This is a genomic window from Alphaproteobacteria bacterium, from assembly GCA_033344895.1.
Classification (GTDB): domain Bacteria; phylum Pseudomonadota; class Alphaproteobacteria; order UBA8366; family Aestuariispiraceae; genus Pacificispira.
The window spans coordinates 2,257,719-2,277,697 of record JAWPMN010000001.1; the positions used below are offsets into that span (position 1 = coordinate 2,257,719).

At 54.1% G+C, this 19,979-nt stretch carries 16 protein-coding genes; 9 read left to right on the forward strand and 7 right to left on the reverse strand.

The window, feature by feature from the left end; translation table 11 throughout:
• The first annotated feature begins 28 nt into the window (after positions 1-28).
• Entirely contained in the window at positions 29-1,786 is a 1,758-nt protein-coding gene (locus R8L07_11025; protein MDW3206056.1) for a type IV secretory system conjugative DNA transfer family protein, read from the forward strand.
• 196 nt (positions 1,787-1,982) lie between these two features.
• The gene (locus tag R8L07_11030; GenBank protein MDW3206057.1) at positions 1,983-2,282 is read left to right on the forward strand and encodes a hypothetical protein; all 300 of its coding nucleotides are present in this window, start codon (positions 1,983-1,985) and stop codon (positions 2,280-2,282) included.
• A 67-nt stretch (positions 2,283-2,349) separates the two neighbouring features.
• Here R8L07_11030 and R8L07_11035 read toward each other — a convergent pair whose 3' ends face one another.
• A complete protein-coding gene (locus tag R8L07_11035) occupies positions 2,350-3,948 on the reverse strand; it encodes a type IV secretory system conjugative DNA transfer family protein (GenBank protein MDW3206058.1) in 1,599 nt (532 codons plus the stop codon).
• A gap of 565 nt (positions 3,949-4,513) precedes the next feature.
• Here R8L07_11035 and R8L07_11040 point away from each other — a divergent pair.
• Together R8L07_11040 and R8L07_11045 are read left to right on the forward strand one after the other, a co-directional pair.
• Positions 4,514-5,605, forward strand: coding sequence for a site-specific integrase (locus R8L07_11040; protein ID MDW3206059.1), 1,092 nt, complete (start codon positions 4,514-4,516; stop codon positions 5,603-5,605).
• Between the two features lie 89 nt (positions 5,606-5,694).
• The gene (locus tag R8L07_11045) at positions 5,695-5,919 is read left to right on the forward strand and encodes a DNA-binding protein (protein MDW3206060.1); all 225 of its coding nucleotides are present in this window, start codon (positions 5,695-5,697) and stop codon (positions 5,917-5,919) included.
• A gap of 52 nt (positions 5,920-5,971) precedes the next feature.
• Here the strand turns inward: R8L07_11045 and R8L07_11050 are convergent, their stop codons facing one another.
• Entirely contained in the window at positions 5,972-7,162 is a 1,191-nt protein-coding gene (locus R8L07_11050; GenBank protein ID MDW3206061.1) for a cysteine desulfurase family protein, read from the reverse strand.
• 154 nt (positions 7,163-7,316) lie between these two features.
• On the opposite strand from R8L07_11050, the gene R8L07_11055 reads away from it, so the two are divergent.
• The 5 genes from R8L07_11055 to R8L07_11075 are packed head-to-tail and all read left to right on the forward strand — an operon-like array spanning position 7,317 to position 14,302.
• Positions 7,317-8,273: a DUF4007 family protein gene (locus R8L07_11055; protein ID MDW3206062.1), complete on the forward strand. Its 957-nt coding sequence runs from the start codon at positions 7,317-7,319 to the stop codon at positions 8,271-8,273.
• Positions 8,273-11,668, forward strand: a complete 3,396-nt coding sequence (locus R8L07_11060) for an ATP-binding protein (protein MDW3206063.1) — start codon at positions 8,273-8,275, stop codon at positions 11,666-11,668. Before R8L07_11055 ends, R8L07_11060 begins: the two co-directional genes overlap by 1 nt.
• Positions 11,668-12,504: a phosphoadenosine phosphosulfate reductase family protein gene (locus R8L07_11065; GenBank protein ID MDW3206064.1), complete on the forward strand. Its 837-nt coding sequence runs from the start codon at positions 11,668-11,670 to the stop codon at positions 12,502-12,504. Before R8L07_11060 ends, R8L07_11065 begins: the two co-directional genes overlap by 1 nt.
• Positions 12,505-12,524: 20 nt before the next feature.
• Entirely contained in the window at positions 12,525-13,046 is a 522-nt protein-coding gene (locus R8L07_11070; protein MDW3206065.1) for a hypothetical protein, read from the forward strand.
• Positions 13,043-14,302, forward strand: coding sequence for a DNA sulfur modification protein DndB (locus R8L07_11075; GenBank protein MDW3206066.1), 1,260 nt, complete (start codon positions 13,043-13,045; stop codon positions 14,300-14,302). Before R8L07_11070 ends, R8L07_11075 begins: the two co-directional genes overlap by 4 nt.
• 3 nt (positions 14,303-14,305) lie before the next feature.
• On the opposite strand, the gene R8L07_11080 is transcribed toward R8L07_11075, so the two are convergent.
• The 5 genes from R8L07_11080 to R8L07_11100 all read right to left on the reverse strand — a co-directional run bounded on the left by R8L07_11080 (position 14,306) and on the right by R8L07_11100 (position 19,963).
• On the reverse strand, positions 14,306-14,764 hold the full coding sequence (locus R8L07_11080; protein ID MDW3206067.1) for a hypothetical protein: 459 nt from the start codon (positions 14,762-14,764) through the stop codon (positions 14,306-14,308).
• Positions 14,765-14,773: 9 nt separating this feature from the next.
• The gene (locus R8L07_11085) at positions 14,774-16,909 is read right to left on the reverse strand and encodes an AAA family ATPase (protein ID MDW3206068.1); all 2,136 of its coding nucleotides are present in this window, start codon (positions 16,907-16,909) and stop codon (positions 14,774-14,776) included.
• Entirely contained in the window at positions 16,906-17,148 is a 243-nt protein-coding gene (locus tag R8L07_11090) for a hypothetical protein (protein MDW3206069.1), read from the reverse strand. The genes R8L07_11085 and R8L07_11090 overlap by 4 nt, the downstream gene beginning before the upstream one ends.
• 15 nt (positions 17,149-17,163) lie before the next feature.
• Positions 17,164-19,173: a DEAD/DEAH box helicase family protein gene (locus R8L07_11095; protein MDW3206070.1), complete on the reverse strand. Its 2,010-nt coding sequence runs from the start codon at positions 19,171-19,173 to the stop codon at positions 17,164-17,166.
• A 568-nt stretch (positions 19,174-19,741) separates the two neighbouring features.
• Positions 19,742-19,963, reverse strand: coding sequence for a DNA-binding protein (locus R8L07_11100; protein MDW3206071.1), 222 nt, complete (start codon positions 19,961-19,963; stop codon positions 19,742-19,744).
• Between the last annotated feature and the right edge of the window lie 16 nt (positions 19,964-19,979).

The following is a 19,979-nucleotide window of genomic DNA, read 5'->3' on the forward strand; positions in this document are numbered from 1 at the left end:
AATCGGGTCGGTTGAGACGGAGGCGAGCATGTTGGGTTGGCTCTTCGGCAAAAACAAGGACACGAAGCCCAAGTATCAGGCGTCACAGATGGACAAGGACATGGCCTTCTATCGGGCCTTGTCGCCGGCCAAGCAGGAGCTCTATCACCTGCTTGAGGAGATCAAACAGCACACCAGCATTTTCGACCTCTGGAAGGCCATGGTCGAAAACAATGACGCCGACCTTCAGCGCATTCTGCTGAGTGAGATCATCCCGCAGTGCCCGCCGAATTTGCAGGAGAAGATCAAGCGCGTCGGCAAGGGCGTTGCCTGGGCGGTCGAGAACGACATCGCCAGGGCCGGTATGTCCACCGCGACACCAGCCTGGGATGTGCTATGGCTGGGCTGGTTCGACGAGCAATTCGGCGATGGTGAGGCGCTCCTGCAATTCAGCGGGGAAGGGCACCTGCTGACCGTTGCACCGACGGGCGCCGGCAAAGGGCAGGCGCACATCATTCCTACACTGCTCGACTACAAGGGACCGGTGGTCGTGCTCGACCCCAAGGGGGAGAACTACCGCGAGACGGCCTGGTTCCGCCGTTGGTGCGGTGACGTTTACAAATGGGCACCGTTCGACGACGAGACCGACGCCTTCAACCCGCTGGACTACGTGGAGACCTATGACGATGCCCGTGTGCTGGCGGACCTGCTTGTCCGCTCTTCCGCGCAGGGCGATCCGATCTGGGATAGCGCCGCCGTCAATCTCGTCACCGGGCTGATGCTGTACGTCAAGAAGACACGCGAGCCCGCCCTCCAGAACATGCGCGAGGTATGCCGCCTCTTGGCCCCGTCGGAGGAGGAGTATCAGGAGTTTCTCACCAGCCTGAAGGAGATGGGCGACGAGCGGATGCTGGAGCTGGCCAATCGCATCTCCCGCCTGCCGGAGAAGACCCGCGAAAGCGTGATCTTCAATCTCGACACCCACCTGGATGTCTGGCGCTCGGACGAAATCACTCGCGCGACCAGTGAGACGACGCCCGGCTTCCATCCGGCGAGCATTTTCCTCAAGCAGGACACCGGCGACATCTATGTGAGCATGAACCCCGACGAGGCCGGCCCCACCCTAAAGGCCTTCCAGGGACAGGATGGGGCCGTACAGCACGCCTACGTGCGCGGGCATGGGGATTCGATTTTCATCGTCATTCCGACGGACAAAATCAGAACCTATGCCGGCGTCCTTCGGGTGATCATCGGCGTCATCCTCAAGGAGTTTTCCAAGGCAGCCGCCGAGACGGAAAAGGAAACCCAGGGCGAGCGGCGGGACATCACCACGCCGACGCTCTTCCTTTTGGACGAGCTGCCGCAGCTCGGCTACATGGACGTGATCGAGAACGTCATCGCCATTGCCAGATCGGCGCGCATTCGCCTGTGGCTCTTTGCGCAGGATCTGGTGCAACTCACGGGCACGTACCCGAAGGCCGGCAGCCTGATCGCCAACTGCCGGACGAAGATGTTCTTCAAGCCGGGCGACCCGAGCACGGCCCAGTATATTTCCGGCATCCTTGGCGAGGTAACGAGCCTGACCGGCGAGAAGACGCCGCTCGCCACGCCGCAGGAGCTGATGGGACCGGACTATGACGACAAGCAGGTCGTCTTCGCCCGAGGCGCGCCGCCTATCAAGTCGCGCCTTCGCTTCAAGTATGCCGATGATGAGCTGACCCAGTTCGAGGCCCAGCACCGCGCCTATTGGGAAAAACAGCCCGACCGCAAGGAGCTGGAAGGGCGTATTTCCAACAAGGGGGCGTAGCCTCCCGGTCAGCTAAAAGTCGCTGCCATTTATCCCGGTCTGCATAAGCCTATGTAGACCGAAACATCTGCGCGTCATTTGACGTGCCTTCCGCTTGATACCAAACCTCCGGATTTTCCGGTGTAGGCGGACTCGGTCTGCATTTCCCCAATCATTTCGAAGGGCACTGCTTCGGCAACGAAGTGGTGATGCAGCCATGAAACTGATCCTGTTCATCCGGGGCCTTTGGCTTCGGCCTTACTTCAGCGTGCGTCGTTTCGTCAGCGAGACGATTCACACCGCCGAAATGTACGACATGTACAAAGCCTTGCCCGAAGTGATTCGGGAGATGAAGGCATCACGCGCCGACTTGCCGCGCGGCTGCAAAGCGCCGTCGCTGTTGATCGATCTGGGTCAACGGCTGGGTGCAAAGGCCGGTGAGGCCAGCGTCATCCAGAAGCCCGGTGGCTACTGCAAGGACGTGGCATACGGCGAAAAGCCCACGGTCGTGCACTAGGAGGAGGGCGCCGCAACGGCGCTACTCCGTGTTATCGAACGAGACCGTCCCCCTGGGGGGCGGTCTTCTACTTTTCAGCCAGGCGCAGTTGCCGCGTCAGGTCGAGTTGAGAGTGCTCATTCTTGCGCCGTGCCGGTCGCCACCGGCCTTTGAAAAGCCGCTCGGCGTAGTAGCGGACTTTCTCCGCCAGGATGGGCCGGCAGCCCTGGACAAACACCAGCGCCTTGTCTCCCGGTAGCAGCATGACCTCATCGGCGGACAGCAGCGGACGTGGTGCTTCTGTCCGGCTGGCGCTGAAGGTGCTCGGCAGGCCCAGCCTTCCAAAGCGTCCGGTGTGACCTTCGCTCCGCACCTTGACCGTGCGCTGACCCAGCATGCCCGAGATCAATTGCGCGGTTTCCGTATCCTGCACGTTGAAGGCCTGACGTACCGCACAGTTGGCGATCATCGAGCGCCATTTGCGGTAGGTCTGCTTGAGCTGGTCGAGGTCCTGGACGAACAGCCACAGGGAAGCCCCGTATCCCGCCAGATATCCGATGCCATCCTCGATGGGGCGCATGTAGCCCAGCGCCGGCAGCTCATCGAGCAGGAACAACACCGGATGGGCAGGCATGGTGACGTTGCGCGTCATCGCCGCCGTGGCCAGGCCGACAACGAGCCGCAGAAACGGCTGATAGGCCTTCACGTACTCCGGCGGCACGATGATGAAGAGCGAGAGCGTACCGTCCTTCAGTTGCTCGAACCGAAAGCTCGATGTCGCGGTGGTGCGGATAAGATGTGGGCTCTCGAAGACAGCCGTCGCACCTTGTGCCGTGGAAATCACGGAGGCGCGCTCGCGATCTTCCTTTTGGGTGAAGCCGTCTGCGATACGTGCGGCGACCGAGGATGCGCACTCGCTCATATTGTCCAGGTGCGCGTCGAAAACAGCGCGGTTGCACATGAGCAGGTTGCGCAGCTCGGCGAGGTTACGTCTCTCGGCGGGCAGGGCATTGACGATATAGAGGAGCAGGCCGGTAATCAGGGTGCGCGCCTCGCGCTCCCAGTGATTGGGCTCCGGGCCGTCCGTCGCGACAATCATCTCCGCCAACAGGCGGGCGTCATCGACTTCGTAGTCCGTCCCCGTCCGGATGAAATCCAGCGGATTGATGGTGGCGTTGCCGACTTCTGGATTGAGCGGGGCCAGGGCCAGCACCGGCCCGAGGCGATTTCGGTACGCGCCGGTGATGCGGTGGTTCTCGCCCTTGATGTCTGTCACCACGACGGAGCCGGGGTGATCGAGCAGATTGGGGATGACCGCGCTGACGCCTTTGCCTGAGCGTGTCGGCGCAAAGGTGAGCAGGTGCCCCGGCTGGCTAAAGCGGATGAACCGTCCGGCCTTCTTGCCGATGATCATACCTTTGCCATGCAGGCCCGCCTTCCGCAGCGCCTTGCGATCGGCAAAGTGGGCTGTGCCGTAGGCGTTAGGCGCGCGGGGGCGCAGAAGCCAGATGAGCCCCAGGAGAGCGAACGCCCCGAGGCCGGCGCCGAACCAGGTCAGAAGCTCAAGCGTTCGCTCCAGATCGAAGTCGCGTATCAAGGTCAGGCCGAAGACGACAGCGATGAGCAGGATTGGAAGTTCAAGGGTGAAAAAGCGGACAAGCCGCCATAGCAGACGTAACGTCTCCATAACGCATATTCCTTCGTTTAGTTTGCACGAAGGTTTATGGATGGAGACAAAAATACTCTCTGACGGGTGGAATATTTATTGAATAATGCCTACAATAAGTATTGTTGCCGACCCGCTATCGCATAGTCCTATGCTTTAGTTTGCACAAACAGGGTCGGCAACGCTCTTCTTACAATTTGATTTGGTTGTGGCGCGGCCCTTCTGCAACTCAAAAATGCCGCTCTTATTGGCATTTAAGTCCGACAATACTCGACAACAAAAGAATTTTTCTGGCTCTTGGTGTTTTGCATCTAGTGTCCCAAGAGTGTCCCAAGGCTTGCTGAAAATCTCTGGAAAGGTGGTGCTCGTGGGCAGGATTGAACTGCCGGCCTCCTCATTACCAATTTTTATCGGCCAAATTTGACCATTTTACATAATGACAAACATAAATAATAACAAATAGATAATAAGAAATAATGTAAATAAAAATTGAGCAGTATTGGTAAATATTGTAGTCTAGTGTCCCAAGAGTGTCCCAAGAGTGTCCCAAGAAAGTAAATAAACAAAGTAAGAGTTTCAATATTTTATGGCTATTATTGAAGAGAGAAAAGGTAGAAACGGTTTAACTGTATATAGAGCAAAGATAAGGCTAAAGGGGCGGCGACCCGAGTCCAAGACGTTCGAGCGAAAAACTGACGCAAGGGATTGGGCGCAACAACGAGAAGCAGAACTCAAGCGTGCCAGGGCCTTTGGTGCTAAGGAAACGGCGCACAAAACAATTGCGGACCTGATCGACCGGTACCTTGACCACGAACTACCGAAGCGTAGCAGCAATCAGGATATGGTGAAGACGTGCTTGAAGTGGTGGCGCACAGAAATAGGCGAGCGCACGCTCCAGGATATCTCTCCTTCAATTCTGGCCGAGTGCCGTGACCGGTTGCTACAGGCTAGGTACTCAGATCACAAATTTGCTTCGAAGAAGAAGCCCAGGAAGAAGAGTCCGGCCACAGTCATTCGATACATGGCGGCACTCTCGCATGTGTTCTCGGTAGCCGCCAACGAATGGGAGTGGATCGATAGCAATCCAATGCTAAAGGTCAAGAAGCCCGCGCTTCCTCAGCCGAGAGTGCGGTTCCTGGATGACGACGAGCGCAAAAGATTAATCGAGGCCTGTCAGAAAAGTGATTGCAGCTATCTCTACCCGGTCGTCGTGATTGCCCTCTCGACCGGCGCTCGCTACAGCGAGATTATGCACCTGCGATGGCGGGATATCGATCTTGAGCGTGGCATTGCACGGCTCGAAAAGACCAAGAACCAGGACCGCCGCGCATTGCCGCTGGCGCATCATGCGCTGGAGCTTGTGAAAGCACTTCGGGAAAAGCAAAAGGACGCAGCGAAAACCGACTACGTTTTTGCGCGCGCCGATGGCCTGGCGCCGATGGAAATCCGCAAGCATTGGTACAAGGCTATGGAGGACGCTGAGCTGGAAGACTTCCGCTTCCATGACCTTCGCCACAGTGCGGCGTCATATCTCGCCATGAATGGGGCGACGCTGGCTGAGATTGCCGAGGTGCTGGGGCACAAGACACTTCAGATGGTGAAGCGGTATGCCCACTTGAGTGATCAGCACACGGCTAAAGTCGTGGAGCGAATGAATAAGAGTATATTCAAAGATTAATAAACCAAAAATCAAAAAAAATTGAATTATATATTTATAATACCTATCTATAATTGTATAGAAGATAATATAAATGGAGGTAGTCATGAATGGATATGACGAACATCCTGACTGTCTCGCAACTGAGCGAGGCTAACCCGGCGTTCACTGAGCCAATGATCCGCTGGTGGATTTTCAACGCAGAAAAAAATGGCTTCAACGCCTGCCTGGTGAGGGTAGGCGGCCGGGTCTTTGTCGATCGAGCGGCATTCGAGCGATGGCTCGACCAGCACCGCGTCGAAGTGCTCTCCGGCCCCGAATTCGAGAGTACTTGATCCAAAAAAGAACGCCCCGCCGAAGCGGGGCGTTGTCTGTTTGCCTCGACGGCTAGGCCGTCTGCACTATTCCAGCGTTGGCAATTCGCGAGAGTGCATCAGCGACTAATTCAGCGGCCTCTTCAATGTCTTGTTTGGTAGTAAAGCGTCCAATGCTAAATCGGATGCTCGAATCCGCCTGATCCGGTGTTAATCCGATTTCCATGAGGACGTGGGATGGTTCAGGGATACCGGTCGTGCAGGCAGAGCCCGTTGACGCAGCGAGACGCGGTTGAAGGGCGCCCAGAATCTCGTGGGCAGAAAATCCATCGAACCGAAGGTTTGCGTTCCCAGGATGGCGGTCCCGCCCTAACATCGGTCCATTGATTTCTATCGGCCACGGCAAGCTTTGGAGCTTTTCAACAAACTGGTCGCGCAAATTTGCGATGGCCAAACGCTCAGCTAGAGCTTGTGGTGACGCCATTAGTTCAGCGGCCGTTCCCATCCCAACACATAACGCAGTTGGTATAGTCCCGGAACGAAGATTGTTCTGCTGACCTCCTCCGTAAATCATTGGCTCGACTAAATTTTGCAATTCCCGGCGCGCATACAGAGCTCCAATACCCTTAGGCCCGTACATTTTGTGAGCCGACAGACTCAATAAATCTACATGCTCTGTAATCTTGGATAGGTCAGTAGCGCAGGGTGCTTGGGCCGCATCGCAATGAAATATAACTCCATGTTGACGCGCAATATCTGAAATAGTTTTTAATCTTTGTATTGTTCCTATTTCATTGTTTACAGCCATTATTGAAATAAAAAATACATCATCATTTATTATTTCATATAACTGATCCAAAAGTACATGCCCATGACAATCAACAGGGATGTGCTTGACCTTGTATCCTAATTGACTTTCCAAAACATGCCCCACCGCCAAGACACTCTTATGCTCGCTCGTCCCGAGAAGAATGTTTTGTCGCGTGTCCCGCGCGGCCTTTCGCGCGAGTCCTAACAGCGCAAGGTTGTTCGCTTCGGTTGCGCCTGAGGTGAAGACAATTTCATCGCTATCGGCGCCAATTAGCTGCGCGACTTGTCTCGACGCATCGTCCACTGCCTGCGCCGCACACCAACCAAAGTTATGATCGGACGAATGTGGGTTCCCAAACGAATCTTCAAGGTATGGCCGCATTTTATCCAAAACCCTTGCGTCCAAGGGCGTGGTGGCCTGATGATCAAAATATAAAGCGTTGCCAATTTTCATTTGTTTTCAATTCTCTAGTCTCGTGAGGAGGCCAATATTTGGCAGCCTTATTCCACCCTCTCTCTGGAGGTTTGCTCCAGCTTTTAATTGACCCTACCATATATGCTGCGTTATTGTCGACCTGGAGGAGACATCCAGGGCGAAAGGGGGATCGATGGCGCGAGGGCCACTGCACGAACAAGAATACAAGCATCAGTTCTCGGGTCACGAGACCTTTCCTCTTCGCTATGGGTGGCTGAAGAAGGCTTACGATGCGATTTCTGAAACGGAAGGCGACGAAGACAACAAACGTGTATTTTTAGGTGATGACGCCATCGCGCGCTTTGGTGTCGGAAAGAACATGGTCGCCTCGATGCGTCATTGGGCGACCGTCGCCGGCATCGTGGAAGAGCCTCAAGGCTCGCAGATGATCAGGACAACGGAGCTTGGTCGAAAGCTGTTCGGCGCGGACGGCGTTGATCCGTACATGGAGCATCCGGCGACGTTGTGGCTGATCCACTGGAAATTAGCCGCGCTGCCGACCAAAACAACATGGTTCTGGGCTTTTAATCATTTTCCAGCAGTAGCATTCCAACGCGAAAATCTCATAAAAGGTCTGACCCGCCTTGCCAACGATCGCGGGTGGTCGCGCGTTGCTGGAGCGACCATCAAGAACGACGTTGCCTGCTTCATTCGGACCTACGTCGCGCAGCGCCCGAGCGGACATGCGGGCCTTGATGACGCGCTTGAGTCGCCTCTCACTGAATTGGGTCTGATAAAGGCCACTGGACGTGACAATTTCCGATTTGTGCGCGGACCGAAGTCCACCTTGGGTAACGGTGCCTTCGTCTATGCGTTACTTGATTTTTGGTCGCGACGTTCTTCGACGGCGACGCTTTCGTTTGAGGCAATTGCTCACGAGCCAGGCGGGCCGGGGCGAGTATTTCTTCTCGATGAAAACGACGTAGCTGACCGGCTTGCCGATCTTGAGGATGTGACCAACGGCGCGTTGCGGTGGTCGGAGGCCACCGGCCTGAGACAAGTCGTGCGGGATCCGGTTCGGAAGACCGCAGAGCCGTTGTCGTATGTTGATATCGACTACGCCGCAACCATAGAAAAGGAGGCGGCGTGATGTTGCTGAAAGACCGAGTCCGTATTGCTCGCCGCTTCCTGCGTTCAATCCGCATTGACACTGATCTTGGTGATCCGAAGGCCCTGGAGGGGTTCGTTTGTCCTCAAACCTCTGCCGAAGTCTTACTCGCTATGGCGAGGCATGTGGCCGAGATCGGGCAAGGCGCGTTCACATGGACCGGCCCCTACGGCAGCGGCAAATCTAGCTTGGTGGTTGCGCTCAGCGCTCTTCTCAACGGAAATGCCGAGCTTCAAGAGCATGCGGCTAAGGTTTTTGGCAGGAAGGTGTCAGATTCTCTGTGGAAAGCTTTGCCGACAGGAACCAAAGGCTGGCGCATTGTCCCCGTCGTGGGAAGACGCGACCACCCCGTTCAAGTCATCGGTGAGGCGCTGAGCGACGCTGGTTTAGTGTCACGTCAGCCAAGAGGCGGCTGGTCTGAAAGCCAGCTCCTCAAAGCTGTGACAGAAGGCGCGGCATTCAGCCCCAAGGCGCACGGCGGCTTAGTTATTTTCATTGATGAAATGGGCAAGTTTCTGGAAGGGGCGGCGCACGAAGGAGCTGATATCTATATCTTCCAGCAGCTCGCAGAACTCGCGTCCCGAAGCAATGGTCGCTTGTTGATCGTCGGCGTCCTCCATCAGGCTTTCGAGGAGTATGCTCATCGGCTCTCGCGCGAAATGCGCGATGAGTGGGCAAAGGTTCAAGGTCGGTTCATCGACCTTGCTGTCAACACTGCTGGCGAAGAACAGATCGACCTCATTTCCCGAGCGATCGAGACCGACCGAAAGGTAGCAAAGCCTAGCAAGGCGGCTCAGCTAGTTGCTTCTTTGGTGCGTGCTGGCCAGCCGAAGGCTGCCGACTATTTGGCACTGCTTTTAGAAAATTGTTGGCCACTGCACCCGGCTGTGGCTTGCCTGCTTGGCCCCATCTCCCGGCGCAGATTTGGGCAGAACCAACGTAGCATATTTGGCTTTTTGAATTCTGCGGAACCGCACGGCTTCCAGGACTTTGTCAACCATACTTCAGATGCTGAAGTCTACGGACCAGACCAACTCTGGGATTACCTGCGTGCAAACCTGGAGTCATCTATTCTCTCATCACCGGATGGACACCGTTGGGCACTGGCGGCGGAAGCAATTGAGAGGTGCGAAGCAATTGGAGGTGATGCACTCCATATTCGGTTGCTGAAGACAATTGCTTTGATTGACCTCTTTAAAGAACGCTCAGGCCTCGTTCCAAGCTTTGAACTGCTGCACGCATGCTTCCCAGACACATCAAAAAAGGCCCTGAAGGATGCTTTGGAGCAACTTGGCAAGTGGTCATTTACGATATTTAAGAAATTTCTCGACGCGCACGCGATATACGCCGGTAGCGACTTTGACATTGATGGAGCAGTGGGGTCGGCTCTTGAAGAGGTTGATGAAATTGACTTTCCTGCTCTTAAGGCCCTCGCTGGTCTTCAGCCTGTCCTTGCGAAGCGGCATTACCACGACACGGGAGCTATGCGTTGGTTTGACGTCAGTATTTGCCCCGTTCGGGACGTGTCGGAGCTTGCCGCGCGCTTTGAGCCACGTGACGGCGCTATCGGCCAGTTTCTCTTAGCTATCCCGAGTGATGGGGAGAGTGAATCCGTCGCGGCAGACCTGTGTCGCGAAGCTGCACGTCACAGCGATCGATGGGATGTCGTGGTCGGCATTTCGAAACGCTCCTGGGCTATTGTACCGCTTGCGCGCGAATTACTTGCGTTGGATATAGTCCGGAACGACAGGCCAGAGCTGGCAGGTGATGTTGTTGCCCGACGCGAGGTTGAAGCCAGAATCGCTGAAATTACCGGGCAACTAGAGATGGAGCTGCACCGTGCATTCGATGGTGCGCTTTGGTATCGAAAGCATCACAAGCCGAAAACTTACCGGCAGGCGGAACTGAATAGCTTGGCTTCTGAGCTCGCCGATCGCCGATTTTCTCAGTGCCCACGATTGCACAACGAACTTCTAAACCGTCAAAAGCCCTCGGCGAGTGCGATTTCTGCGCAGAATATTCTGCTTCGTCGAATGGTTCTCAACGAGGGAGAAGCTCGACTCGGGATCGACAAGTTTCCGGCAGAAGGCGGCTTGTTTGCTTCAATATTGGAAGCAACTGGGCTGTATGCCGAACTAGATAATGGAACGTGGGGATTCCGTTCCCCAGGTGGAGGCCAGTCGGACCTCTTCAGGCTAACACCTGCTTGGGAAGCAGCTTTGCAATTCGTCAAGTCTCAGCAAGGCCGCATTGTTAAAGTTTCAGAGCTTTACGATGTTTGGCGCGAACCGCCATTTGGCATCAAAGATGGCCTAATGCCGATTTTAGCTGTCGCATTCATCTTGGCGGAGCGCGAGAGCGTTGCTGTGTATCGCGAAGGTGTATTCCGGTCGCGCTTCGATGATGTTGACGTGGATTATCTCGCCAAGGATGCTTCGATTATCCAACTTCGGTGGATGAACCTTTCGAAAATGTCCGAGCGGCTTTTATCTGGCATGGCTGAGATCGTGCGAGATTTGGACGTTGGAAACAGGGCCGTCCAGCTAGAGCCCATTGATGTCGCACGGGGCTTGATCGGCATTTATGAACAGCTCCCGCAATGGACAAAGCGCACGATGCGTCTTTCAGACAACGCACTCAAGGTGCGTGACCTCTTTAAGCGCGCACGAGACCCAAACCAGTTCCTGTTTGACGATTTGCCCACGGTGGTTGGTACAAGCGAGCTTGCGAGCGATAGCGACCTTAAACGAGTCGTTGCCGAAGTGCGTCACGGTCTAGGTGAGCTTGCGCAAGCCTATCCGTCGATGCTGCACAAGCTTCGGGATACGATGCTCGCGGAGCTCCAAGTCGTGAATAATGCGCCACAAGCGCTTGCCGGACTGCGAGAGCGGGCCGAGAACATTCGGCAACTCGCGGGTGACTTTCATTTAGACGCCTTCGTTGGCCGCTTGTCACAGTTCAACGGAAGCGACGAGAGCTTTGAAGGCATAGCCAGTCTAGCTGCGAACAAGCCGCCCCGCGATTGGGTGGACCCTGACCTAGATAGGGCGGCTGTTGATCTGACGGACCTTTCCCAGCAGTTCTTGCGGGCCGAGACTTTTGCGCGCGTGAAAGGCCGGCCGGATAAGCGTCAGAGTATCGCCGTCGTCATCGGCATGCAGGGCGGGCGACCTGCGCCGCTACATGAGGAGTTCCAAGTCGCTGACACCGATCGCGCTGCCGTCAAAGATTTGATATCACGCGTTTCGGGGGCGTTGGAGCAGGCTGATATCAAGCAGCGCAATCTGATTCTCGCCGCATTGGCAGAAATCAGCGCGAACTACATGACGGAGCCGCCGCAACCCAAGTCTAAGTCCAAGCGGCAGGCTTCCTCGTAATGGCAGCAGCAGAAAAGCACGTACTTGGCTTATCCGGTGGCCGGGACAGCGCGGCGTTGGCCGTCTACATGCGTCAGCACCATCCAGAACTTGATATCGAATACTTCTTTACCGACACAGGTAAAGAGCTACCGGAAGTCTATGAGTACCTTGGCCGTCTGGAAGGGTTCCTGGGTAAGCCGATCCTCCGGCTCAATCCGGATCGCGATTTCGATTTCTGGCTCAAGCAGTACAACGACTTCCTGCCGTCTCCGCAGACTCGTTGGTGTACCAGGCAGTTAAAGCTACGTCCGTTCGAGCGCTGGCTTCGCCCGATGCTCGACGAAGGCATAAAGGTATTCAGTTACGTGGCCATTAGAGGCGATGAAGAATACCGAGAAGGATACAGCTCCAAACACGAGAACCTCGTTGTGAAGCTCCCTTTTAAAGACGCTGGCATCGACAAAGCGGGTGTTCTTGAGATTCTCGACGCAGCAGGATTAGGGCTTCCGACGTACTATTCCTGGAGGACCCGCAGCGGCTGTACGTTCTGCTTCTTTCAGCAGAAGATCGAGTGGGTGCGATTGATGGAAGAGCATCCAGAGGCGTTCGAGGACGCGAAGGCGTATGAAAAGAACGCTGTTGAGCATGGTTCGCCCTTTACTTGGAGCCAGGGCGAGTCATTGGAAGAGCTATCAAAACCCGAGCGAGTGGAACAAATCAGGCAGGACCACGCCCAGCGCTTGGCGCGCCGTCGCTCCAAGGTTCAGCCAAATCCATTGCGGCCTGATAGCGAGCCGCTAGATATCGACGATCTGTACGGGCAGGCAAAGGTCTGTCTTGCGTGCCACAAATGAACATCTTTTGAGGGCACGCAATGAACCTTGATGCAATTGTCGATTTCGCCAAAGCGGCTCACGCTGAAATTGGCAGGTACAATGTGACCGTTACATTGACGCCATCAAATATTTTGGCTGGTGAGTACGCCATCGCGGCATTGACATGGACATCGATTAAGTATGGGCCGGAGGAAATTGAGAAAGTACCGGACGACAAAAGAGGAATTTATGCTTTTGCCGTTCATCATCCAAGCGGTGTGCTTCCGCCACATGGGTACGTGCTCTACATCGGCATCGCGGGCAGAGACTCAGATCGCTCGCTGCGCGACAGATATCGAGACTATTTAAACGTAAAAAAAGTCGTAAAGCGACCTAGAATTGCCAGAATGATTGGCGATTGGCACGAAGTGCTAAAATTCTTCTTCGCGCCGATTGAGGGGAATGTCTCCTCGGAAGACTTAAAGAAAATAGAGCAACAACTCAATACCGCTTTAATGCCGCCCTTCTCAGTAGGAGATCTGGAAGCCGGAACGAAAGCAAAGAGGAGGGCATTCCAATGACAAAACCTAAGTGTGAGCGAATCGTGCTACCAGCCCTGCGCGGCGTAATGGGCTGTTGGGTGTACTACTCGTGTCTTATGAATCTAAAGGAGCTTGCACAACGGGTCAGGTATGCGGAAGAGGTGCATAACAATAAGCATTTGTCCGACATGATCCAAAGGCAGCTTACGCGAGGAAGAAGCGCACTGATTGCCGCATATCTGGATAGCCAAGAAGAACGATTCTTTAATTCATTGGTAGTCGCTACGTATGGTGGCCAGCCAAATTGGCATGCGTTAACAGATATCAAGAGTAAAGATAGCGAAGAAGAGCTTTCAAATTTGCAGGATGAAACCATCGCCTCTGTTGGATTTCTGACGTTGCAGGGTGATGAGAATCTATTTGCTCTTGATGGGCAGCATCGCCTTGCCGGGATTAAGAAGGCGATCAAAGACGGCCTTGATCAAGATCCATTTGATGAAGTTTCGGTCATTTTTGTCGCGCATGAGAAAACAAAGAAAGGCCTTGAAAGAACAAGGAGGTTATTCACCACCTTAAACAAGACGGCACGCCCAGTGTCGAAGGGCGATATTATTGCCTTAGACGAGGATGATGTTATGGCCATCAGCGTGCGGAGGCTAATCGAACAGACGAAGCTATTTCATGGAAGCAAGGTTGCCTTTGTTGCGTCGAACAATATGCCAGCTTCAAATACAGTAGCCATGACGACAATCGGGAATCTATACGATGTCCTAACCATCGTATTTACTAACGCTAAAACTGAATTGAAGAAGACCAAAGCAGATTTACAAAGGTCGAGGCCGAACGACGAGGCCTTAGAGGCCTATTTTAGCCTCGCGAAGGAATATTTTGAGTGCCTTGGTAAGTATGTTCCGGAGGCAAGGGAGTTTTTCTCGACAGAGAATACGGAAGAAATCGTCAAAAAATATCGGGGCAATCACGGGGGAAGCGCAATTTACCGGCCTATAGGGCTGGAGATTTTTACGCGCATTGTTGCCAAATTGACCCATGACATGACGCTCAACGAGGCCGTGAAACTCGCAGCGAAGTTGCCAAGAACACTAAGCAAGGCGCCATATGTGAACCTTATGTGGGATTCAAGCAATAAGACCATCTCAAATTCACACAACGTGACCTTGCGCGAAATTTTGCTCTATATGGTAGGCGCCTCAAAAATGACTGAGGCTACATTGACAGAGAGATACCAGAGGGAGACTGGAAACGATTTGGCGAAACTGCCTGCCAAGATCATTTAGACGTTAGGCAGCCTGCTTCCTCAAAATGGCATCAACGGCATCCGACAGATTCCATATGGGGTCGGCATCGCCGTCTTTGAGCATCTCAATCACCTTCGGTAGGCCGGCGACTGCGAGGCCGCTTGCTATGGACATCATGCGACGGGGCTCCGAAACGATGTGCACGTCACCGCTTTTGCCGATGGCGAGCAGCATGAGCGTGTGAACGCGCCACGGATCGCTCCCGAAGATCGAGCCGTCGATGATTTTCTTAGTTTCGTATTTGGTGATGTCAGCCGGTTCTAGATCGAGGCGCGCGGCTATGCATACCGCCGTAAACCAAAGGTCAACCATCCGAGGAAAGGGGCTTTGGTCGATGATAGCATTGGCGCTTCTCTGGCAATATCGTTCAAACGCCTCATGAAATTCGATGGGGACATTGATATCGATTGCCTGAAATGGGTTGAAGTAACGATCAGCCATGAGTGCCTCCTACGATGCTATCTCTAATTGGACGTCAGCATCAGTGCGGCGCTGGCAAAGCTGACATTCGCTTCTGTGGTTGCATTCACACCGCAAGACTTTCCGTTCAGTGACGCCAGGATTGTTTACGAGCATCTTCGGATAGTGCGCCGGGTTGGTGAGCGTCAGCACCACGCCTGCGGCTTCGTCGATGATCTCTTCGCAGCCAGCGATTTCATCGTGGGTCAGGAACAGAATGAGCTGTGCGCTTTCACGCACGGCCGTTCTGAGGATGGAGCGTTTTACATAGCCACTAGTCATACCCAACGGGGTATCGATGACATTGGGCGCCTCAACTTCACTGACCTTCGTGAGGGCGAGAATAAACGCTAAAGTAAGCGCCCGGCGGGATGCACCATTTAGGTCTCGATCTGGATTCAGGGTACGGTCATTTGGGCCGTAAACGATGATGTCGAATTCGGTGCTGATTTCCGCACGACGGATGATTGCCCCCTGTTCAGGGTCAGCGCCTATCATTTCCAGGAAGATGTCATTCATAAGCTGGCTGACTTTGTGCAGCTCTTCATTAGTGATGCGGTCGTAGGCGCTCTGGAGTACCTGTGTGACATCTTGGGTAACTTCCAGTTCGGCAATGATACGGGCGCCTTTCTTCTGTTCTCTCAGCAGCCGGTCACGTTCTTGGGTTAGTCCCTCACGATCTCGCTGAAGGCCGGCAAGCTTCGTTTCGATCTCCGTGCGCTTCGATAGATAGCGATCACGTTGGTCCTTATAGTGTCGCCGCGTTTCCCGAAGGCCCTGGATGTCGGTGTCCGGCAGCGAGTCGAGTTGCAGCTCTAGTGCCCGGAATTCTCGGCCTGCGTCATCGCGGAGGATTTGAAGCCCGTCACGGCTTTTGACGACTTTCTCATAGTCTTCTAACCACCGCTCTTCATTTCCTCCGGATTGCTGCGGACGAGCACCGAAGTAAAGGCTTGTTATTGTTTCTTGGATGGCATCGGCCTTTTGGCTGTCATCAATGAGCTTCTGGATATGAGATCGGCGCCGATGCCCGTCAGGGTCATCCGGTGCAAGCGTCTCTCCGCAGATGCAGACTTCGGCGGTTAGGCGATCTTCAAGGACCGGAACCGTCGTATTCGGTATTTTCCCCTGATCGTGGAGCTCTTCGAGCTTGTCGAATGCCTGCTGCAACACTGGAGCCAATAGGTCCGTAGCAAGGGAGCGGCTACGAAAAAGCGCGGCATGTTCCTTGTTTGCGGCGGCAAGTTGATCATCAAGCTGCTTAATCTTCTTTTTGGCCGCATCGAGGTCCTTCTTGAGTTGCTCTTTGTCGCCCTTTTGTAAAGCGGCCGCGATCTTCTTGTCAGTCTCTTCAACCTTCTCATCAAATGCAGCGAACTGCTGTTTCGCATCTTCCAAATCGGTTTCGAGCTTCGATGCCTCGTCATCAATCATCTCAAGCCGGGAAGCGATCTTGTTTAGCTCCCCTCCGGCCCCGACCTGCTTGGCCTGCTTGTTTACATCCGCCGCAGCTTTTTTGACGTGTTTGATGGCGTCTTCAATTACCCCAAGTCCAAGCAGTGACCGTATTGCACGCTGCACACGTTCACGCTTTGTAGAGAGCGCAACTTCAGCTTCAATGAAACTCAGCGCTCTATCTCCATCGGTGAAAAACACGTCCCGAAGCTCTGGTGGCAATTCCTCATTGATAAGAGCTTCAGGCGCGTCAATCGGTGAGGCGCCTGTATCGTTCAGCGCAAAGAGTTTCACCGTGGACGGGGACCGGCGCGCATCGCTGTCGATTTCCTCATAGGTTGATCGGACGATCCGATACTGCCGCCGAGTTTCGTGAAGACCGCTGGGGCCACGGCGGACGGTGGTCACTTCGAACTCGACAGTTGCCGTGATCGGAACCCGCTTTCCGTCTGATTCTTCCCAGTCTATAGGGTGCAGACGGAAACCGTCTCCCTTTCCGGGAAGAGCGGTGTCGCCGTATAGCGCCCATTGAAGCGCGTTAAGGATCGTCGTCTTTCCCGACTCATTGGCTGCACGGATAACAGTCAAATTCTTTTCGGCGTCGCTTGAGAAGCGAAGCTCGAGGTCTCGAAGAAGGCGGAAATTGTGAAATTCAGCGCGAAGCAGTTTCATGCGTCAGTATCCCCCACAAAATCCTGCCCACGTTTTTCAGTGAGGAAGCGAGCTGCCGCGTTGCATTTGTCGTTTATTTTCTTCTGAATGCTAGTGCCTTGGACCCTATGCTGCCGCTCATATTCAAGCACGTCCGAGATGACATCGACGACTTCCTCACGATAGCCGTCGCATCGCTCCTCAATCCCCTGAGATTGTTCTAGGATAATTGAAATGATTTTTTTGTCATTCAACGGCATCGACCTGATCCCCCCTTATAAAAATGCAGCATCGGCGAGCTTGTCGAGAACCGCCAGGGGTCCGTCGGGCCTACCTGCATTGCGTGCCAATCGAGCAAATTCCTGTGCTCTCTTGAGTTCCGATCGCACCAACCCACGGGCATCTTCATCAAGACCTTCTTCTAGTCCCGGTGGCAGGGCAAGAAAATCGTGAATGGTACTGTAAGTTTTGCCGATTGCGCTGCATGTACGCAGCAAGCGGCCACGGCGTTGAATCCACTGTCGCTCTACCGTAGTGCTTGCGAGGACGAATGCTCGACATATCTGAGGGATGTTGACACCCTCATCGAGAACGCGTTTAGCTGTCAGGACTTGGATTTCGCCGTCCTGGAACGACCGAATAATCCGCTTCGTTTGGTCGCGATTGCTGGTTTCCTCAGCGGTGAGCTGGTGAAACAGAACACCTTTATCTCGCAATAGCCTATTCACTGCTTCCAACTGTGCTGGCGCTTTGTCTGTGGCGTAAATAAGCGTATGCCGCAACGCTTGGAGATTTTCCTTGGCAAGCAAAGCTGACAAGGTGGTTAGCTTTCCTTCGGCTGTTTCGAGCAGAGCGCGCCGATCTCGGAGCAACTTCGAGAGAAATTCGTCAGGCTTACCGTTGTCATTGCGCCAGGCGTTCTGTTTGATCTTGGCCGTGAGATCGTACCAATCCTCCATTTCATCGGACGTAAGGTAAACTGGATGAACGTAATAGTCGTACTCTACCAAACAGTGGCCGATTGCTTCTTCTAATGTGAATTGAAATACCGGTTCGCCAAAGAATGAGAAAAGAGCATCTGTGCCTTCTTGGTCATATTGACGGATTGGAGTGGCCGAAAGGGCCAATCGGTATTCAAAAAATTCAGGCGGATTATTGGTGAATGAAGGACTGCCTAAGTTATGCGCTTCGTCGGCGATTAGGAGCTTCGCACAATCAAAGGATTCTATGACCTCCAGGAATGCAGAAGTGCAAAGAGTGTCGTGACTGATTACCACGGCCTCAGCTTTTGAGATGCCGGTGCGCAGCCGCCGTTTGATTCGCTGTAGTTCATTGGCTCGCCTCTGATGTCCGGAGAAAGTCGTGAGATTTGTTGGTTTCAGACCGAAGGGTGCGATTTCATCGCACCACTGTTCGATCAGCGGCACGTAAGGGGCGGCTACCACAATCAATAGCGGCTGATGGTTTTCATAGAGCCGGAAGGCAGCAATCATTGACGTGATTGTCTTGCCCGATCCCGTTGCCATTTCAAGGACGCCACGGAAGCCCGCCTCGCACCATGCGCTGACCGCTTTGCCTTGATGCGCAAACGGGCCATCTTCATATCGGAGATTGGTAGGAATTGAGAAATTGCCTGTCGGGAGTATCGGAATCTCGTAGGGCGCCTGTTCTTCAGAAAGCCCGCTTGCCCGATCATATAGGGCTTGAAGGTCTCCTTCTGTGGGTGGGGTTTCCGACTGATAGGTCTTTAGTAACTTTTCCTCTACTGCCTTAGGCGCAGGAATGACGAGGCAATTGTCTTCTTTGTTCTCCCACAGCCGGCGAAATTGATAATCCAATTTTTCAGTGATGTACCGTTGATTGGGGTCGTCCCAAGATTTCGAGATTGCAATCTGCTCGATGTTTTTCTTAATGCCGGCATAGGTCACATTGCTTGACCCGTGCGCCGCCAACACGTCTTCACCAGAGTGAAACAGCCAGACTTTTGGATGGAATAGCGCATCCTTCATTAGGGCTATTTGAAGCTGCAACCGGCCGACACGAAGGAGGTAAGAGAGGCACTTCAGCGTATGCTGCTGGAGGAGGTCTTCAGTCACGACTATCGTGTCGAATATTTCTGCTGCAACGTCTTCCGGACTCTGTGTTCCCGCTTCTATTGCGGCTAAGTCCTCTTGGCGGAGCAGCGGGCTAATGATTAGGCGGAAGCTTTCATTGGATTGCTCAATAAACGTCGCCAAACCTGGTGCTAAGTCGGCAAGTACAGCGCTAGAAAAAAAGCCGACCATGCAATCTACTCGACGGGCGGCTCTGAATCCCGGAATTAGGACCTCATCAACCAGAGGGTCGGTAGGTAAGAAGTAGAGTGGGCGGATGTGCGACAATGCCTTTAAGGCAGCGGCGGTCGCTGATCCCGTTGGTACGGACACAGGTTGCATCGCGTTGCCTGACACCGTTCCCCCCCTTCTCTTCTACACAGCTTGGCCGTCCGGATTCCCAAACGGCGCCGTATCCTTTTTGTTGTGCCTTTCTACAAACTCGGAAACGGCACGACGCACAATCCACGCAGTAGACAGGTCCAAGGAATCCGCCATCTTTTTAACGGCCTTGTGATCCCGTTCATCCAGCGTCACAGAAAGGCGCACGCTGCGCTTGTTACTCTTAGGCCTTGCCATTAGGGCCGCCTTGCCGGTTAATTGCACCACTTTACACCACTTAGGCGTGTTTGACCAAGAAATTCAAGATACGGGGTTACGCAGCCGGTTTATGTTGATCTTAGCGCCCATTCTTTGAAGTTGTACCTGATCCAAAAAGAACGCCCCGCCGAAGCGGGGCGTTGTCTGTTCGCCTTGACGGCTAGGCCGTCTGGGCTTCCGGGACCGAGGCCAGTCTTTGGCCCTCCAGCCACCGGTTGAATTGTCGGCGGTCGATATAGACCCGACCTCCGACTTTGATCAGCGCTGCATTTAAGCCGTTGGAGTCGGCATGGAATATCCACCAGCGCAATTTTGCCTCCGTCACAAAGCTCGCTTCTTCGGCCAATTGCTTGACCGTCCGAAGCTCCGTGTAATCCACCACGGGACTACTCTCCTTT

Excerpts from the sequence above, each read along its gene's own strand:
- R8L07_11025 (MDW3206056.1), top strand. The coding sequence starts at position 29 with ATGTTGGGTTGGCTCTTCGGCAAAAACAAGGACACGAAGCCCAAGTAT.
- R8L07_11030 (MDW3206057.1), top strand. The coding sequence starts at position 1,983 with ATGAAACTGATCCTGTTCATCCGGGGCCTTTGGCTTCGGCCTTACTTC.
- R8L07_11035 (MDW3206058.1), bottom strand. The coding sequence starts at position 3,948 with ATGGAGACGTTACGTCTGCTATGGCGGCTTGTCCGCTTTTTCACCCTT.
- R8L07_11040 (MDW3206059.1), top strand. The coding sequence starts at position 4,514 with ATGGCTATTATTGAAGAGAGAAAAGGTAGAAACGGTTTAACTGTATAT.
- R8L07_11045 (MDW3206060.1), top strand. The coding sequence starts at position 5,695 with ATGGATATGACGAACATCCTGACTGTCTCGCAACTGAGCGAGGCTAAC.
- R8L07_11050 (MDW3206061.1), bottom strand. The coding sequence starts at position 7,162 with ATGAAAATTGGCAACGCTTTATATTTTGATCATCAGGCCACCACGCCC.
- R8L07_11055 (MDW3206062.1), top strand. The coding sequence starts at position 7,317 with ATGGCGCGAGGGCCACTGCACGAACAAGAATACAAGCATCAGTTCTCG.
- R8L07_11060 (MDW3206063.1), top strand. The coding sequence starts at position 8,273 with ATGTTGCTGAAAGACCGAGTCCGTATTGCTCGCCGCTTCCTGCGTTCA.
- R8L07_11065 (MDW3206064.1), top strand. The coding sequence starts at position 11,668 with ATGGCAGCAGCAGAAAAGCACGTACTTGGCTTATCCGGTGGCCGGGAC.
- R8L07_11070 (MDW3206065.1), top strand. The coding sequence starts at position 12,525 with ATGAACCTTGATGCAATTGTCGATTTCGCCAAAGCGGCTCACGCTGAA.
- R8L07_11075 (MDW3206066.1), top strand. The coding sequence starts at position 13,043 with ATGACAAAACCTAAGTGTGAGCGAATCGTGCTACCAGCCCTGCGCGGC.
- R8L07_11080 (MDW3206067.1), bottom strand. The coding sequence starts at position 14,764 with ATGGCTGATCGTTACTTCAACCCATTTCAGGCAATCGATATCAATGTC.
- R8L07_11085 (MDW3206068.1), bottom strand. The coding sequence starts at position 16,909 with ATGAAACTGCTTCGCGCTGAATTTCACAATTTCCGCCTTCTTCGAGAC.
- R8L07_11090 (MDW3206069.1), bottom strand. The coding sequence starts at position 17,148 with ATGCCGTTGAATGACAAAAAAATCATTTCAATTATCCTAGAACAATCT.
- R8L07_11095 (MDW3206070.1), bottom strand. The coding sequence starts at position 19,173 with ATGGTCGGCTTTTTTTCTAGCGCTGTACTTGCCGACTTAGCACCAGGT.